The sequence below is a fragment of the Clostridium sp. Marseille-P3244 genome (assembly GCF_900120155.1).
In the GTDB taxonomy this organism is placed as follows: domain Bacteria; phylum Bacillota; class Clostridia; order Lachnospirales; family Lachnospiraceae; genus Mediterraneibacter.
On the sequence record NZ_LT635549.1, the window covers coordinates 1,662,148 to 1,679,556 of the forward strand.

The 17,409-nt window shown below is 46.9% G+C and carries 15 protein-coding genes; all 15 read left to right on the forward strand.

Annotation, left to right across the window (positions count from 1 at the left end; all coding sequences use genetic code 11):
• Nucleotides 1–110 precede the first annotated feature (110 nt).
• Entirely contained in the window at nt 111–1,010 is a 900-nt protein-coding gene (locus BQ7367_RS09795) for a radical SAM protein (protein ID WP_072525266.1), read from the forward strand.
• 13 nt (nt 1,011–1,023) lie between these two features.
• Complete coding sequence (locus tag BQ7367_RS09800) at nt 1,024–1,905, forward strand: radical SAM protein (RefSeq protein ID WP_072525267.1); 882 nt, start codon at nt 1,024–1,026, stop codon at nt 1,903–1,905.
• Between the two features lie 467 nt (nt 1,906–2,372).
• Nucleotides 2,373–2,591, forward strand: coding sequence for a hypothetical protein (locus BQ7367_RS14345; protein ID WP_143142981.1), 219 nt, complete (start codon nt 2,373–2,375; stop codon nt 2,589–2,591).
• Between the two features lie 34 nt (nt 2,592–2,625).
• On the forward strand, nt 2,626–2,790 hold the full coding sequence (locus BQ7367_RS09805; protein ID WP_072525268.1) for a cysteine-rich KTR domain-containing protein: 165 nt from the start codon (nt 2,626–2,628) through the stop codon (nt 2,788–2,790).
• An 11-nt stretch (nt 2,791–2,801) separates the two neighbouring features.
• On the forward strand, nt 2,802–3,116 hold the full coding sequence (locus tag BQ7367_RS09810; protein ID WP_072525269.1) for a GntR family transcriptional regulator: 315 nt from the start codon (nt 2,802–2,804) through the stop codon (nt 3,114–3,116).
• A gap of 178 nt (nt 3,117–3,294) precedes the next feature.
• The gene (locus BQ7367_RS09815) at nt 3,295–3,765 is read left to right on the forward strand and encodes a winged helix-turn-helix domain-containing protein (RefSeq protein ID WP_083582487.1); all 471 of its coding nucleotides are present in this window, start codon (nt 3,295–3,297) and stop codon (nt 3,763–3,765) included.
• 478 nt (nt 3,766–4,243) lie between these two features.
• Nucleotides 4,244–4,714 carry an RNA polymerase sigma factor gene (locus BQ7367_RS09820; RefSeq protein ID WP_072525270.1) on the forward strand — a complete coding sequence of 157 codons (471 nt, stop codon included), beginning with the start codon at nt 4,244–4,246 and terminating at the stop codon, nt 4,712–4,714.
• Between the two features lie 636 nt (nt 4,715–5,350).
• On the forward strand, nt 5,351–5,869 hold the full coding sequence (locus BQ7367_RS09830; protein ID WP_072525272.1) for a type II toxin-antitoxin system PemK/MazF family toxin: 519 nt from the start codon (nt 5,351–5,353) through the stop codon (nt 5,867–5,869).
• A 128-nt stretch (nt 5,870–5,997) separates the two neighbouring features.
• The gene (locus BQ7367_RS09835) at nt 5,998–6,195 is read left to right on the forward strand and encodes a helix-turn-helix domain-containing protein (RefSeq protein WP_072525273.1); all 198 of its coding nucleotides are present in this window, start codon (nt 5,998–6,000) and stop codon (nt 6,193–6,195) included.
• A gap of 21 nt (nt 6,196–6,216) precedes the next feature.
• Nucleotides 6,217–7,443 (forward strand): site-specific integrase, encoded by a 1,227-nt coding sequence (locus BQ7367_RS09840; protein WP_072525274.1) that lies wholly within the window; start codon nt 6,217–6,219, stop codon nt 7,441–7,443.
• Between the two features lie 3 nt (nt 7,444–7,446).
• The gene (locus BQ7367_RS09845; RefSeq protein WP_072525275.1) at nt 7,447–8,736 is read left to right on the forward strand and encodes a site-specific integrase; all 1,290 of its coding nucleotides are present in this window, start codon (nt 7,447–7,449) and stop codon (nt 8,734–8,736) included.
• 328 nt (nt 8,737–9,064) lie between these two features.
• Complete coding sequence (gene uvrB / locus BQ7367_RS09855) at nt 9,065–11,050, forward strand: excinuclease ABC subunit UvrB (protein WP_072525277.1); 1,986 nt, start codon at nt 9,065–9,067, stop codon at nt 11,048–11,050.
• Nucleotides 11,051–11,098: 48 nt separating this feature from the next.
• Nucleotides 11,099–13,942: an excinuclease ABC subunit UvrA gene (uvrA, locus tag BQ7367_RS09860; RefSeq protein WP_072525278.1), complete on the forward strand. Its 2,844-nt coding sequence runs from the start codon at nt 11,099–11,101 to the stop codon at nt 13,940–13,942.
• A gap of 170 nt (nt 13,943–14,112) precedes the next feature.
• The gene (locus tag BQ7367_RS09865) at nt 14,113–15,102 is read left to right on the forward strand and encodes a rod shape-determining protein (RefSeq protein WP_072525279.1); all 990 of its coding nucleotides are present in this window, start codon (nt 14,113–14,115) and stop codon (nt 15,100–15,102) included.
• 74 nt (nt 15,103–15,176) lie between these two features.
• The gene (gene recD2, locus BQ7367_RS09870; RefSeq protein ID WP_072525280.1) at nt 15,177–17,399 is read left to right on the forward strand and encodes an SF1B family DNA helicase RecD2; all 2,223 of its coding nucleotides are present in this window, start codon (nt 15,177–15,179) and stop codon (nt 17,397–17,399) included.
• The last annotated feature ends 10 nt before the right edge of the window (nt 17,400–17,409 follow it).

A 17,409-nucleotide genomic window follows, 5' to 3' on the forward strand; every position in this document is an offset into this window, starting at 1 on the left:
CTTATACAATTATATATCTTGTTCAATCGTAAAGCAAGGTACTACAAAAAAGTACAGTACTTTTCAAATTGGCGTACAATGATATAATGAGCGTAAAGGAGGAAAACAATATGCACTATACAGGAACAATTTGGAGGCCACCCTATGAGGCTTCTTCTTTATTACTGGAAGTTACCGCTGGATGTACACACCATAAATGCAAATTCTGTACGCTTTATAATGATTTGCCTTTCAAGTTCAGAATGTCCCCGATGGAGGATATTGAAGCTGATTTACAGGAAGCAGCAAGCGCGATTAAGCGATGGAAAGGGTTTGGATTTGACCGTACCTTTCTCACGGGGGCCAATCCCTTTGTTTTGAAGTTTGAGCGGCTAATGGAAATTGCCGATTTGGTTCACAAATATATTCCAAGCTGTAAAACAATCGGAAGTTTTGCCCGTATTACCGACGTTACATTAAAAACAGACGATGAACTGGCCTCACTTCATAAAGCGGGTTATGATGGCCTGACGATTGGAATTGAAACTGGAGACGATGTAGCTTTGCGCTTTATGAACAAAGGGTATCTTGCTGCCGATATTGTAACACAATGCAAACGTCTTGACCGTGCCGGTATTCATTATAGCTTTTTCTATCTTACAAGTATATCAGGTGCGGGGCGAGGCGAAATTGGTGCTAAAGCAACGGCGGAAGTATGCAACCAGCTTCACCCTACCGAAGTTGGCGCAAATATGCTTACAATTTATCCTGACTCGGAACTTTATCAGGAAATCCAAAAAGGAAATTGGACAGAAGAAAGCGAGTTAGAAAAGTATAAAGAAGTAAGAACCTTGATTGAACATTTGACAATTCCTACGATGTTTGGCGCTTTGGGGGCATCCAATGCTTTCCAGCTTATGGGTGAGTTGCCTCGTGACAAACAAAAGCTGCTGGATACTTTGGATAAAATCATTGCAAATGTTAGTGAAGAAGAACTGCGCCATTACCGCAAAAACTTAAAACATTTATGATAGGAGGATCGCTTTGCATTTTACAGGAAGAACATGGCGTCCACCTTATGAAGCTCACTCTGTTATCATACAGGCAACATCTGGCTGTACTTATCGGAAGTGTCGATTTTGCAATCTTTATAACCATGAGTGCTTTCGGATGTCTCCAATGGAGGAGTTTGAGGAGGATTTAGCCGAAATTAAAACATATCAGCCTAACGCCAGAAGAATTTTTTGGACAGGTGCAAACCCATTTGCTATGAGTTACGAAAATTTAAGGCTTAGAGCATGGACGGTTAGGGACTACTTGATTAAGTGCCAGACGATGGCCATGTTTTCGAGTATTCGGGATATAAAAAATAAAGAGGTCTGGCAGCTTAGGAAACTTCGTGCTGCGGGGATCAACGGTTTAAGTATTGGGACTGAAAGTGGCGATGATCAAACCCTGTTACTTGCCAATAAAGGATATAATTCTGATGATATTGTTGAACAGTGCCGGAAATTGGACGAGGCAGGCATTGAGTATTACTTTGTTTATATGACCGGTCTTGCAGGTAAAGGAAACGGGTATCGTAACGCTGTCAATAGTGCAAGGCTGTTTAGTCAGCTCAATCCCTATTTTATATCCGTGGACTCCTTGACACTATTCCCTGATACCGAGCTTTATGAAATGGCAAAGAGAGGCGAATTTGTACCCGCTGGGGAAAAAGAAAGAATTGAAGAATTGCAGGTATTCATCCAAAATCTTCAAATCAGAACACATCTACTTGCGAATACATCATCCAATTTTTATCCTGTAACAGCATTTCTGCCAAAGGAGCGTGAAAAAGTAATTAGTGAATTACAACATATCCTTGACACGGTAGACGAAGCAGAAATGCTTGAGTATAGAAACAACCTGAAATCTTTGGGATAAGCAAAATCTTCATAAACAATAACCTGCCGGACGACGGCAAAAGAAAAAAGCCGTCGTTCAGCAGTCATTTTTCCATGCCTGATTAAATTATGGCGGCTTTGAACAAATCAAGGCCGCCGTTCTTTTTGCCCTCATACCGACGACGCCCTGACGCTGGCGGGATCGGCGGCCCACGGAGGGAGCCGCCATGAAGCAAAGAGCGTTTCGACAGAATACGACAGGCTATGTACTGTCAAAAAAAGCCCGTTCCCGGCAACGGGGACAAGCGGCCATGAGTATGAACTATACTATGTAAAACATATTCATATTGCTTTCACTTTCGCCCGGTGGGTCTGCGACCTGCCGGGCGAAATTTGTTGTTTTCTGCGGTTTTTCGGTGCGGGCCGGGGCCGTTGTACTGCCACCGATGAAAGGAGCGGTGGAAACAGCTTAATCTTCTCATTCTCCCGCAGATCGGGGGTGAGAAGATGAACGAATACACCCCTGACTATGTGGAACGCTGCCAACTCGACCATTACTGCAAGCTGGTTCTATACCATGAAGCCATTGACTACCTGCGGGAAATGCAGCGATACCGTAACCGGCAAACATCCTTAGAGGATATTTCCCCGGCCCAATGGGACAAGCTCTCCACGCTGGACGAGTACCCCAGCGACAGCTTTGTGTTCTCGGCCTTTAGTTGTTAATATTATATAAATGTTTTTTGGGAGGTAATGGTAAATGATAAATGGAAATTGGATTCGTTGCCCTGTCTGTGGAAATAAAACTAGATTGCAGATTCGGCAAGATACAGAACTGAAAAATTTTCCTCTTTATTGCCCAAAGTGCAAACAGGTAACCTTAATTAAAGTAAAAAATTTACAAGTAAAAAGAGCGTTCGGATAAGGAGGCATTACATGGGCTGGGACATTGATGTACGCGAAAAAGTGTATCAGCGCCTTGCCAATGAGATTTTCTTTCGTATTTTGCATGGCGAGTATGCGTTGGGAGCCAAGCTGCCCTCATACATAGACCTTGCAAAAGAGGCCGGGAGCAGCCCGGAAACTGTCAGAAAGTCATTCCGTGAACTACAACAGCATGGCGTGATTGAAAAAACACGGCGAGGATATTTTGTGGCTTCGGATAATGCTGCGATAGCGGCGTTTCGGGAACGATACCTTGCTTCCGTTGAAGAAGAATATCACAACGCAATAGCAAAAGTAGAAATCTGAAAATCACATAAGAAACGATCTGCCCCACCCAATGGGTAAAAACCGTTGCAGGGCAGGTTATTTTCGCGCTTTCAATATACGTATCCCTACGATGGTTTTGAGTAATCAAGATCGCCGTTTCTTTGTGGATGTTACAAATAAAAGATGTCTTATTGAGATTATAACGGTAGTTTGGTAATTGCATACTAGAAAAATTGAGAGCAAAAATGGAAAGAAGGGAAACGATATAGGACGTTTATTAGTTGCAGAGTTTAAAGAAAATGAAACCCGTCTTTTTAATGAAATTATGGAAGTGTTTCGCAAATATCCAGATTTTCAAAAATATGAGGTAAACTACGCCCCGACAATATCTTTTCCAAATCTTAAAATACTTCCGGATCAAAGAAAGGTATATTGCGGGAAACGGGAAGTATCTTTAACTACAAAAGAATTTAACCTATTATATTATTTTGCTGCCAACGAAGGGAGGGTTCTTACATACGAACAGATTTATCAAAAGATATGGGGAAATTATGTACAGGATATAGAGAACAACACGATTGGCTCCCATGTATGCAAATTAAGAGAAAAACTATACAAAGCCTGCCCGGATCGGAAATTTGAGATCCGGTGTGTGCGTGAAATAGGATACTGCTTCGAGGCTAAGTAGGATGAAAAACAGTCTGATCTTGTCGGTTAGGCTGTTTTTTTGTTGTCATAATTTGCGATTCTTTTAACAGAAATGTAGGCATATCATAGTTAAACCATCGTTTTTCTACAGTATACTTCTCCTATTGTCAAAATAAGAGGAGAATAATGTATCGATATGTCGTATTCCTTCCTCTTTTGGAAAGGGGAAGTACTGCATAAGAGTAGGGCAGAATACATACCGATCAAAAAATAAATTATTTTCTTGTCAGTTCGTCGTAATTCCTATAAGAGTTGCGGCGTTTTTTTATTCGACAAAGTTCTGCTTAATCTCACCATTTTTTACAAATGATTACATAAATCTGCGAGAGGGTGTATCTGGAAGAAAACAGGTACGCCTTTTTTGTAATGATTTAAAGAGTCTTTTCCTTTCTTACAGGGAGCGGGGGCCACCGCTTCGATCTGAACTTTCAAAAAATTTCAGATCGGAGGAAAAGAAAATGAAGGGAAACCACCCCAAAAGAAGAAAGGACAAATATAATCCTTATAGTATATTTGAGTCAGATGGAAAATATTACATAGAGTTTGCAGATGGACAAAGAAAAGAGCATTGCATGGAAATCAGCAGAGAATTATATGAGGCGTTTGACAGTTTTGAACTGGATGATCTGAGACATCTCAATATCGTTGACCGGCATATCGAACAGTCAGAGATCTATGATATCACTTTACACAGGCGCTCCGGACAGACGGGAGAATCTGCAGAGAATGAGGCAATCCGGAAGATTGCGTTGGAAGAACTTTATACTGCCATATCCATGCTGCCTGCAATTCAGAAACGCCGGTTAGTCCTTTACTACTTTGTCGGACTGACCTATGAGCAGATCGCAGAGATGGAAAGTTGTTCTTTCCAGGCCATAGCAAAGTCTGTGACAGCAGCAGAGAAAAAACTGAAAAAACTTTTAGAATAGCGGGTAGAAAAATCGCTTGAGACTGAGGAAACAGGTGGAAGAGCTAATCTTTCGCCTGTTTTTTCGTAAGGGAAGAGCGGGCAAGGACCTTGAAAAGTTCATACCCATTCATCAAGTACGTTCCTGTTGCTATCGTGATGAGCGTAAGCCACGTTAGCGGGTACGCCATGATCCGGACGGATAAAGGCAGCGAAATCCCACCTAATATAGAAGAATCGGTTTGCGGCTGTTTTATCTGTCCGGGGAGCGGGAAATACCCGGCTATAATTGTCAGATTGCTACTGATAAGGCGATAACAGGCAACAGGTATCATGATACTCCTGTCCGGTCATAAAGTCGAGCGTTAAGAGCGTCGCAACAAGTGAGGGCAGCTTTGGGAGAACCTCAGAGGGGTACAGGCCCGTGGAGCTGATCAGCAGTCAGCCGCTTGATGATTTCCCTGCATGAAATATATGCGATAACAGCCGGGGCGTCGAGGACAAATAGGCTGAAACAGGCATTTATGGTAGCCGGATACAGAGAAATGCTTTGCGTCCGGCTGATACATATCCGTTCTAAGTGATTGTTTCCAATGAGCGGGAGAACGCCTTACGGACAGAGAAAGTTTTAAGGCGTATAGCGGAAGGAGATGCGATTGTGGAAGAACAAGTAATGAAGCGTGGAGAGATCTATCACGCAGATCTGAATCCTGTTTTCGGGAGTGAGCAGGGCGGATACCGCCCCGTGCTGATCATCCAGAACAACCGGGGAAATCAGCACAGTCCAACGGTTATTGTTGCGGCCATTACGAGCCAGCCAAAGACAAAGCTGCCGACACATGTGCCGATAAACGGAATCAGTGGTCTGGAGAAAGAGTCCTTTGTGCTGTTGGAGCAGATCAGGACAGTGGATAAAAGGCGGTTGGATGATTATGTTGGCAGATTAAACCGGGATCAGATGAACAGAGTAGAGAAAGCGCTGCGCACAAGCATGGAAATCAAAAAACTGGACAAGCCGGTTCTGATGTGTTTATGCCCGGTGTGTGCAAAACCATTTTACAATTCAAAGGAACATTTTATCATCCGGGCAGATCAGAACCAAACAATAAAGGAAACGTGTATGTTTTGTAATGTGCGGCAGGGATACGATTATTTAATAAGGAAGAAATATTATTGAGAACAGGAAAAATCAGTTTGTCAAGTATGCGATTGAAGAAAATCGCACATTGGACGGTAAGAGGACTATGCGTTATTTTATAGGCGTACAGTCCTTTTATTGCCTGATCAGCGAAGGGAGGTGCAGTCATGACAGATTCTACTGATATATCAAAGAAAGTATATGAGGCGGAGGACATCCAGAAACTGCTTGGACTGGGGAGATCAAAAACCTACGAATTTCTGGATGAGGTTTTTCAAAAGCAGGAACCGTTCCGTGTCATCAAGATTGGGAAATTATATAGAATTCCATGTGCCCTGTTTGACAGATGGCTATACGGGGAATAGGAAAAGCAAGGTGTGAAATCAATGAATCAAAACAATCAGTTGACAAAAGCTGAAAAGAAAGAAGTACAGGAAGAAAAAAGGGTTGTCTTTTTTGAAGGAAATTCCTGGTATCACAGGACGAAAGAACTGATGGATGATCTGACCACCAAATACAGCAAAAAGGGTGGTTTTAAGACTCCGGAAGAGGCAGAGAAAAGCTACTGGGAATATGAGGAGCGCTACCGGGAAAAACAGAGAGAATTTCAAGTTGCGTTTTTAAAGAGCAAAGAAGTTATGTTTGGAGAATATCTTCAGTATTGGTTTGAACATATTTATTCTCTGCGGATTGAGACAACGACAAGAATGTTGGGATCGTATACACTGTATGAATTGATCCTGCCCAGTATGGAGACAGACATAAAGTTGAAATTTGTTACGGTGGAATATCTGGATCAGCTACTGGAGCAGGTGTCAAAAATTTGTTCTTCGGCAGGTAATAAAGGAAGAGAACTGCTGAGTCTGGCATTCAAAGACGCTCTGTTTGACGGATTTATCAATTATAATCCGGTTCCGGAGACAAAGCTTTATCCGAGGACAAAGCCTAAGATCAGAATATTCAGTAAAGCGAAGCTGAAAGTGTTCCTGCAGGCGGCCAGTAAGAATCCATGGTATCTGGAAATTCTAATGGGATTGTTCTGCGGCCTGAGAAAAGGAGAAATCCTTGGATTGAAATTCAGTGATTTTGACTTTGAAAAACATACCGTCAGGATCAGCCGTCAGTTAGTGGCAAACCCTAAAGTAAAAGAAGGATTTGAAATTGAAGAATATACGGTTGTCGAGCGTGATCCTAAAACAGAGAACAGTTTCCGGATACTGAAAGTTCCAAAGGCGATCATGAAAGAAGTGGAGCGCAGGCTCCATTATGTAGAGATGAAGAAAGAATGGTACGCCGGAAATTATGAAGATCATGGGTATGTCAGCAGCCGGGAGGACGGAAAGCCGAGAGGGTTAAGCTCCATGAATCAGGCGCTGACAAAACTCTGCGAGAGAAACGGACTTCCCGTTATCACTGTCCACGGGCTGCGCCATATGTTTGCGACCATTTTGATCGAGAGGGGCGTTCCGTTGGTAAAGATCTCCGGATTGTTAGGTCATAATTCCATTCATACCACCTACGAATACTACTGTGAGGTCATGGATGAGAAAGATAAGATCATCGCATTTATGAATGATACGTTTGTTCCGGAGCGGACAGGGACGGAGGGATAACCGATGAAGAAATTCGACTTTAAAAAATATGTGGAATTTAAAGTGTATTCTGTTACGACCATAAAGAAAGGCTACGGGTTCCGTGTCCTGCTGAAATTTGCAGATGGTTCCGATACTACCCAGCAGCACGCCGGGTTCTGCAGCAAGCGGGAGGCAAATGCACAGAGAGATGAGATCATCGGGCAGCTTCATGCAGGAACTTACATTGTATATGGAAAGATTAAAGTTGCGGACTTCATGGAGTTCTGGCTGGAAGAGATTATGCGTCCCCGGATAGCGGATAACAGCTACAATGGCTATAAAAATGTGGTTTACAACTACGTGAATCCGCAACTGGGAAAAATGTATATGGCAACGCTGAACCAGGGATATATCAGAAAGCTGTATAATTCGATTGCGGAGAAATACGAGTCTATTGCACGGCTGGCGAAAACCGTTATGAATACTGCACTGGATTATGCGAAGTCGAAGAATGTAATAGCGGTAAATCCTGCGGAGGGTGTTCCGCTGCCAAAGAAGATAAAGAAAAAACCATACCGTGAATTAAAGATAGATGTAAGCAAGACTCTGACGCTCCCGCAGGTATTTCAGTTGGTAGAGGCGAGCAAAGCGACGCCGATCCATATGCAGATCTTATTTGCAGTTCTGATGGGCCTGCGGCGTGGAGAGATCAACGGACTGAAATACAGTGATGTGGACTATATCAACCGCACGTTGAAAATACAGCGGCAGTTAGGGAAAAAGCCAAATTCCAAAGCAGAGGATGTGCCGCCTAAAATGCTGACAAAACAGGAGATCAAGCCTAAAACTCCGTCCAGTATCAGAGAGATACCGATCCCGGATTATGTGTTTGAGGCAATTCTGGAACAGCGCCGGATTTACGAGAAGAACCGCAGACGGCGGAGCAAAGAGTTCCGTGACTGGGATTACATCTGTTGTTCCACTTATGGAAATCCGAGAAGTAAAAGCTATCACCACAAATATTTTAAAGAGCTGCTTGCTTCACTGGGCCTTCCGGATATTCATTTCCATCAGCTAAGAAATACATATACGACCATTCTTTTGAAGCATGACTTTAATATCAAAGGAATCTCGCATATGTTAGGACATTCAAAAGAGATTATATCGGCAGACGTTTATGGGGATACTGCAGAGATCATTGAAGATTGCTTATATGCGATTGAACCATTTATGGAAGAAGTCCTTCCGGAAAGCCGGGAAGAGAAATACTACGATTACTCCGATCTGAAGGAAATAGACGAGGCGGCCGAGGAATATTTAATAGCGGCATGACAACAATATAAAGAAGAAATGATAAAAAAGTACAGATGTACACTCGAACATTTGTGCTTTTTTTAATTTTCATCCTATATACTTTTATCGTTATCTTTGCTATAATGTGCGAAAAGGGCAGAAAAAGGCCGGAGGTTTTTCGAGGTGCTCTGTCCGTTAAGGTTATCTTGTGCTATTTAGTCCTCAAAAAAGCGTTTTGTGACTTTTGCCTTTCTGGATTCGTAATGGTGTCCTATAAGGCTATTATTTTGACATTTTCGTTACGAATGAATTTTTTGAGGATGGCTGATATTGAACATATCAAAAGTCACAAAGGAGAGATTTCGCTATGGATAAATTCGTTTTAAAGGCCCCGTATCAGCCTACCGGCGACCAGCCGCAGGCAATCGAGGCGCTTGTAAAAGGGTTCAAAGAAGGCAATCAATGCCAGACTTTACTGGGGGTTACGGGTTCTGGTAAGACTTTCACCATGGCCAATGTGATCCAGGCATTGAACAAGCCAACGCTGGTCATTGCCCACAATAAAACACTGGCTGCTCAGTTGTACGGAGAATTCAAGGAGATGTTCCCTGATAACGCGGTGGAATATTTTGTCTCCTACTACGATTACTACCAGCCCGAGGCCTATGTCCCGTCCTCAGACACATACATTGCCAAGGACTCTTCTATCAATGATGAGATCGATAAACTCCGGCTTTCTGCTACAATGGCGCTGACCGAGCGGCGGGACGTGATCATCGTTGCCAGTGTGTCCTGCATCTATGGACTGGGAAACCCTGTGGATTACCAGAACATGGTAATCTCCCTGCGTCCCGGCATGATCAAAGACAGGGACGAGGTGATGGCCAAACTGATCGAGATTCAGTATGACCGCAACGACATGGATTTTCACCGTGGAACTTTCCGGGTACGGGGGGACGTTCTGGAGATCATTCCGGCTTACGAGAGCGAGACAGCGGTGCGTGTCGAATTCTTCGGCGACGAGGTGGACCGGATTACAGAAATTGATATTCTGACAGGGGAGATTAAGGATGAGTTAAAACACGTGGCGATTTTCCCGGCCTCCCACTATGTGGTCGACAAAGAGAATATAAAGCGGGCAGTACATGACATAGAGGAAGAGCTGGAAGAACGGGTGGCAGAGTTCAAGCGCCAGGACAAGCTTCTGGAGGCGCAGCGCATTGCGGAGCGGACAAACTTTGACATCGAGATGCTCAAGGAGACCGGATTCTGTTCCGGGATCGAGAACTATTCCCGGCATCTGGCAGGGCTGGCTCCGGGACAGCCGCCCTATACATTAATCGACTACTTTCCGGATGATTTCATCATGATGATCGATGAATCCCACAAGACGATCCCTCAGATCGGCGGGATGTATCACGGCGACCAGTCCAGAAAGACAACGCTGGTGGACTACGGTTTTCGTCTGCCCTCAGCAAAGGACAACCGTCCCTTGAATTTTGGAGAATTTGAGAGTAAGATAAATCAGGTCATGTTTGTCTCGGCGACGCCGGGACCCTACGAGGAGGAGCATGAGCTTCTGAGAGCAGAACAGGTGATCCGTCCGACAGGGCTTCTTGATCCGGAAGTGTCCGTGCGTCCGGTAGAGGGACAGATCGATGACCTTCTCAGTGAGATCCGGAAAGAGACAGCGAAGAAAAACAAGGTGCTGGTGACGACTCTGACGAAGCGGATGGCAGAGGACCTTACAGACTATATGCGAGAAGTGGGGATCCGGGTGAAGTATCTTCATTCAGATGTGGATACACTGGAGCGCACCGAGATCATCCGGGACATGCGTCTGGATGTGTTTGACGTGCTTGTGGGGATCAATCTGCTCCGTGAAGGGCTGGATATCCCGGAGATTACTCTTGTGGCGATCCTGGACGCGGACAAGGAAGGGTTCCTTCGTTCTGAAACATCCCTGATCCAGACCATCGGAAGAGCGGCACGAAATGCCGAGGGACATGTTATCATGTACGCGGACACGGTGACCGAGTCCATGCAGATGGCCATCGATGAGACGCGGCGCCGCCGTGAGATCCAGATGAAATATAATGAAGAACATGGGATCACACCTCAGACGATCCAGAAGTCAGTCCGCGATCTGATCAGTATCTCCAGGAAAGTGGCGGCAGAAGAGCTGCGCATGGAGAAGGATCCGGAGTCCATGAGCGCGAAAGAACTGGAGAAGCTGATCGGGGATCTGACAAAACAGATGAAGAAGGCGGCGGCAGAACTGAATTTCGAGGCGGCGGCAGAGCTGCGGGATAAGCTGATCGATCTGAAGAAGATCCTGAACGATCTGGAATGACATGCTTTCGATGATGGAGATATTTTACAGGAGGAATAAAATAGATACATGGGAACAAAAATGGACGCCCGGCAGTATATCAGGATCCGGGGCGCGAATGAGAATAATCTGAAAAATATAGATGTGGACATTCCCCGCAATGAGCTGGTGGTCCTGACCGGCTTAAGCGGTTCCGGGAAGTCTTCCCTGGCCTTCGACACGATCTACGCCGAGGGGCAGCGGAGATATATGGAATCACTGTCTTCCTACGCAAGGCAGTTCCTGGGACAGATGGAGAAACCGGACGTGGAGAGCATCGAGGGACTTTCCCCGGCCATCTCCATCGATCAGAAGTCTACCAACCACAATCCCCGTTCTACGGTGGGGACGGTGACGGAGATCTATGATTATTTCCGTCTCCTCTACGCGAGAGTGGGTATTCCGCATTGCCCAAAATGTGGCCGGGAGATCGTGAAGCAGACAGTGGATCAGATGGTGGACCAGATCATGGCCCTGCCGGAAGGGACAAGGCTTCAGCTGTTAGCACCGGTAGTAAGAGGACGAAAAGGTACCCACGCAAAGCTTCTGGAACGGGCAAAACGCAGTGGCTATGTCAGAGTACGGATAGACGGGAATCTGTATGAGCTGTCCGAGGAGATTTCGCTGGACAAAAATATCAAACATAATATCGAAATTATCGTGGACCGCCTTATCGTCAGGCAGGGGATCGAAAAAAGGCTGACAGACTCTGTGGAAAATGTGCTCCATCTGGCAGAAGGACTGCTGATAGTGGATGTGATCGGCGGGGAACCGATGAATTTCAGCCAGAGTTTTTCCTGCCCGGACTGCGGGATCAGTATCGAGGAGATCGAGCCCAGGAGTTTTTCTTTCAATAATCCTTTCGGCGCCTGCCCGGAATGTTTCGGGCTGGGTTATAAGATGGAATTTGCGGAAGAACTGATGATCCCGGATCCGTCTCTCTCTATCAATGAAGGCGCCATTGCGGTTATGGGATGGCAGTCCTGTACGGACCGGTCCAGCTTTACTCACGCGATCCTGGAGGCCCTTTCCAGAGAGTACGGATTTGATCTGGATACACCTTTTGAAAAGTATCCCAAAAAGATCCACGATGTTCTTATCCACGGGACAAACGGGAAAAAGGTGAAAGTTTTTTATAAAGGCCAGCGGGGAGAAGGCGTCTATGACGTGGCTTTTGAAGGACTGATCAAAAATGTGGAGCGCAGATACCGGGAGACCGGTTCCGAGTCCGTCAAAGCGGAGTATGAGACCTTTATGAATATCACTCCCTGCCATGCCTGCGGCGGCCAGAGGCTGAAGCCGGGCGCATTGGCTGTGACAGTGGGGGAGAAAAATATAGCGGAAGTGACAGCGCTTTCTATTGAAAAACTCCAGAGATTCCTGGAAAACCTGGAACTGACAGAGACCCAGATGATGATCGGCGGGCAGATCTTAAAGGAAATACGGGCAAGGATCCAGTTTCTCATGGATGTGGGACTTGATTATCTGACGCTGGCCCGTGCCACCGGAACCCTTTCCGGCGGAGAGGCTCAGAGGATCCGTCTGGCAACTCAGATTGGATCCGGTCTGGTGGGCGTGGCATATATTCTGGATGAGCCCAGTATCGGTCTGCATCAGCGGGACAATGACAAGCTCCTGGCTACACTGAAACATCTCCGCGATCTGGGGAATACCCTGATCGTGGTAGAGCATGACGAAGACACCATGCTTGCCGCGGATTATATCGTAGATATCGGTCCCGGAGCCGGAGAGCACGGCGGAGAAGTGGTGGCAGTGGGGAACGCCCGGGAGATCATGAAAAATAAAAAATCCATCACAGGGGCATACTTGTCAGGAAAGATCAGGATTCCGGTCCCGGAGAAGAGAAAAGAGCCGGCCGGATGGCTGAAAGTGATCGGCGCGAAAGAGAACAATCTGAAAGATATCGATGTGGCGTTTCCTCTGGGTGTAATGACCTGTGTGACCGGGGTGTCCGGTTCCGGAAAAAGTTCGCTGGTGAATGAAATTTTATATAAAAGGCTGGCGCGGGATTTAAATCATGCCCGTACCATACCGGGAAAACATAAGAAAATAGAGGGACTTGATCAGGTGGATAAGGTAATTGCCATAGATCAGTCGCCTATCGGCCGGACTCCCCGGTCGAATCCGGCCACTTATACCGGTGTATTCGATCTGATCCGGGATCTGTTTGCGGCTACGCCGGATGCGAAGGCAAGAGGGTATAAAAAGGGACGGTTCAGCTTTAATGTAAAGGGCGGACGATGTGAAGCGTGCGCCGGAGACGGGATCCTGAAGATCGAAATGCATTTCCTGCCGGATGTATATGTGCCGTGTGAGGTCTGCGGAGGGAAACGGTATAACAGGGAAACGCTGGAAGTAAAATATAAAGGCAAAACGATCTATGATGTACTGAATATGACGGTAGAAGAAGCACTGGAATTTTTCGCACATGTCCCCAGCATCCGGAGAAAAATGGAGACTCTCAACGATGTGGGACTTTCCTATATCCGGCTTGGGCAGCCCTCCACAGAATTGTCCGGAGGGGAGGCTCAGAGGATCAAGCTGGCAGCAGAACTGAGCAAGCGGAGTACTGGGAAAACGGTTTATATTCTGGATGAGCCTACTACGGGTCTGCATTTCGCGGATGTCCATAAACTGACCGATATTCTGCGGAGGCTGTCCGGGGACGGGAATACCGTGATCGTGATCGAACATAATCTGGATGTGATCAAAACAGCGGATTATATAATTGATATCGGCCCCGAGGGAGGTGACCGGGGAGGAACCGTAGTGGCCTGTGGAACACCGGAAGAAGTGGCCGCGAATGAAAAGTCATATACCGGGAAATATATAGATATGATGCTGAAAAAGTAAGGAAAGGGGTTCCCATTTTTTGCAAAGTCGATTATACTAGTGATGCGGACTGGCAGAAGCGGGGAAATCTGGCGGTATCCGCCCTACAATGAACAGAGAAAGGCCTATAAAAGGGAAGAAATACAGAGTTTACGGGAAAGAGTATAAAGATTTAGAAGGGAGAATTGAATATGTCGGTAGATATCGGGATAGATCTGGGAACCGCCAGTGTATTAGTGTATGTCCGAGGAAAAGGTGTTGTCCTGAAAGAACCGTCTGTCGTGGCATTTGACAGGGATACAAATGTGATCAAGGCGATCGGGGAAGAGGCGCGTATGATGCTTGGAAGGACTCCGGGCAATATCGTAGCGGTCCGCCCGCTGCGTCAGGGCGTGATCTCAGATTATACAGTGACGGAGAAGATGATCAAGTATTTTGTTCAGAAGGCACTTGGAAAACGGACATTCAAGAAACCTCGGATCAGTATCTGTGTGCCAAGCGGAGTGACCGAGGTAGAGAAAAAAGCCGTAGAGGAAGCGACCTTTGCCGCGGGAGCAAGAGAGGTGCACCTGATCGAAGAGCCGGTGGCCGCTGCCATAGGGGCGGGGATCGATATCGCCAAGCCCTGCGGGAATATGATCGTAGATATTGGCGGAGGTACTGCGGACATCGCGGTGATCTCGCTGGGTGGTACAGTGGTGAACACTTCGATCAAAGTGGCGGGAGATGATTTTGACGAGGCCATCGTCCGGTATATGCGCAAGAAACATAATCTTCTCATCGGAGAAAGAACCGCGGAGGACATTAAGATCAAGATCGGGACAACATATCCTCTTGTGGAAGAAGAGACGATGGAGGTACGGGGGAGAAATCTTGTGACCGGTCTGCCGAAAACGGTCACAGTGACATCTTCTGAGACGGAGGAGGCCTTGAGGGAGGCCACAAGCCAGATCGTGGAAGCTGTCATTTCTGTACTCGAACAGACCCCCCCGGAACTGTCTGCGGATATCCTTGACCGGGGGATCGTCCTGACAGGCGGCGGAGCAATGCTCAGAGGACTGGAGGAGCTGATCGAAGAGAAGACCGGGATCAATACGATGACCGCGGAAGATCCCATGAAGGTAGTCGCCATCGGCACCGGGCAGTTTGTAGAGTTCATGAGCGGAAGACGGGATCTTTAAGTTAAGACGTTAAGCAGGGATGTGAGAACCGGGGCACATCCCTGTTCTGCGTTCATGCGGGAAAGGATAAAGAGTTGGAAACAGTTACAGGATATGTGGGGCACATTGTGTTCCGGAATGAGGACAACGGGTATACAGTATTTCATCTGGAAAATGATGATGGAGAGGTAACCTGTGTAGGGAATTTTAACTATATCAGCGACGGTGAGATGTTGGAACTGACCGGGGAATATGTTCATCATAATGTATACGGGACGCAGCTGAAGGTTACCTCATACACAGAGAAAGAGCCGGAAGACCTGGTGTCGATCGAGAGGTATCTTGGATCAGGAGCCATTAAAGGAGTGGGTGCTGCTCTGGCCGGCAGGATCGTGAAAAAGTTCCGGGAGTATACGTTCCGTATTATAGAGGAGGAGCCGGAGAGGCTGGCTGAAGTAAAGGGCATCAGCGAGCGGAAGGCGAGAGAGATCGCGGTGCAGGTTGAAAGCAAGAAGGATATGCGCAAAGCCATGATCTTTCTGCAGAAATACGGAATATCCACAAAGCTGGCGGCCAGGATATACCAGTATTATGGTATGCGCGTATATAGAGTCCTGGAAGAGAACCCCTATGAGCTGGCCGACAATATAGACGGTGTCGGTTTCAGGACAGCGGATGAGATCGCTTCCCGTATTGGTATACATACGGATTCAGATTACCGGATCAAAAGCGGGCTGTTCTATACGCTGCAGCAGGCTGTAAATGAAGGACATGTGTATCTGCCCCAGGATGTTCTGACGCAAAGAGCGGGGGCTTTGCTTGAAGTGGAGATATCGGACATCGGAAAGCATGTCATGGACCTCTGCATCGAGAAAAAGACAGTGATGAAGGAAGCTGACGGAGAGATACGGATCTATCCGGCTCACTATTATTATCTGGAACTGAATACTGCGAAGATGCTCCATGAGCTTAATATCGACTGTGAGATATCAGAAGCCGCGGTGGAAGGCCGTCTGAAAAAAGTGGAGGGGGAGGAACAGATCGAACCGGATATTATGCAGCACCGGGCAGTCATTGAAGCGATCAGACATGGCCTGCTTATCCTGACAGGAGGCCCGGGTACCGGAAAAACGACCACGATCAATACAATGATCCGTTTTTTTGAAAGTGAAGGTATGAGCATCCTGTTGGCCGCGCCTACAGGCCGGGCCGCCAAACGGATGACAGAAGCTACGGGGTATGAGGCCCAGACCATCCACCGGCTTCTGGAGGTGAATGTGAATCCGGAAGAGGAGAACAGTGTGGGAGGCTTCTTAAGAAACCGGCAGAATCCACTGGAAGCAGACGTGATCATTATCGATGAGATGTCTATGGTAGATCTGCCGCTGATGCATGCTCTGCTGTCAGCGGTCGTGCCGGGGACGAGGCTGATCCTTGTAGGTGACGTGGATCAGCTTCCGTCAGTGGGGCCCGGAAGCGTACTTCGGGATATGATCCGGTCCGCATGTTTTCCGGTGGTAACGCTGACCCGGATCTTCCGACAGGCAGGCGAGAGCGATATTGTGGTAAACGCTCATAAGATCAACGCGGGAGAGCCGGTGGTGCTGGATAACAAGAGCCGGGATTTTTTCTTCCTGAAGCGGCACGACGCAGACACCATTATCGGTGTAACAATTACGCTGATCCAGAAAAAGCTGCCCGGTTATGTGCATGCCCGTCCGAGTGAGATCCAGGTTATGACTCCGACGAGAAAAGGGATGCTGGGTGTGGAGCGGCTGAATGGAATCCTCCAGCGGTACCTGAATCCGGAAGATCCCCGGAAAGCAGAGTGCGAGATCGGCGGACGGCTGTTCCGGGAGGGGGATAAGGTCATGCAGATCAAGAACAACTACCAGCTGGAGTGGGAAGTGAAGACAAAGTTCGGACTCACAGTGGACAGTGGTACCGGAGTCTTTAATGGAGATATGGGCGTGATTACGGAGATCAGTCAATATACAGAGACTATAGAGGTAGAGTTTGATGAATGTCGGAAAGTGACATATGGTTTTGAAATGGCAGAAGAACTTGAGCTGGCGTACGCGATCACAGTACACAAATCCCAGGGGAGCGAGTATCCGGCGGTGATCCTTCCTCTTCTTCCGGGCCCGAGGCTTTTGTATAACCGGAACCTGTTATATACGGCAGTGACGAGGGCAAAGAAGTGCCTGACCATTGTAGGGAGTGATACAGTATTTCAGGAAATGATACAGAACAAAAACGAGCAGTCAAGATATACCAGTCTGGCAGAACACATCGTCGAATTTCAGGGAGATTTTTAGAGAAGGTTTC

Bases quoted from the DNA above. Each gene is read 5' to 3' on its own strand.
- BQ7367_RS09795 (WP_072525266.1), top strand. From the start codon at position 111: ATGCACTATACAGGAACAATTTGGAGGCCACCCTATGAGGCTTCTTCT.
- BQ7367_RS14345 (WP_143142981.1), top strand. From the start codon at position 2,373: ATGAACGAATACACCCCTGACTATGTGGAACGCTGCCAACTCGACCAT.
- BQ7367_RS09805 (WP_072525268.1), top strand. From the start codon at position 2,626: ATGATAAATGGAAATTGGATTCGTTGCCCTGTCTGTGGAAATAAAACT.
- BQ7367_RS09810 (WP_072525269.1), top strand. From the start codon at position 2,802: ATGGGCTGGGACATTGATGTACGCGAAAAAGTGTATCAGCGCCTTGCC.
- BQ7367_RS09820 (WP_072525270.1), top strand. From the start codon at position 4,244: ATGAAGGGAAACCACCCCAAAAGAAGAAAGGACAAATATAATCCTTAT.
- BQ7367_RS09835 (WP_072525273.1), top strand. From the start codon at position 5,998: ATGACAGATTCTACTGATATATCAAAGAAAGTATATGAGGCGGAGGAC.
- BQ7367_RS09840 (WP_072525274.1), top strand. From the start codon at position 6,217: ATGAATCAAAACAATCAGTTGACAAAAGCTGAAAAGAAAGAAGTACAG.
- BQ7367_RS09845 (WP_072525275.1), top strand. From the start codon at position 7,447: ATGAAGAAATTCGACTTTAAAAAATATGTGGAATTTAAAGTGTATTCT.
- uvrB (WP_072525277.1), top strand. From the start codon at position 9,065: ATGGATAAATTCGTTTTAAAGGCCCCGTATCAGCCTACCGGCGACCAG.
- uvrA (WP_072525278.1), top strand. From the start codon at position 11,099: ATGGGAACAAAAATGGACGCCCGGCAGTATATCAGGATCCGGGGCGCG.
- BQ7367_RS09865 (WP_072525279.1), top strand. From the start codon at position 14,113: ATGTCGGTAGATATCGGGATAGATCTGGGAACCGCCAGTGTATTAGTG.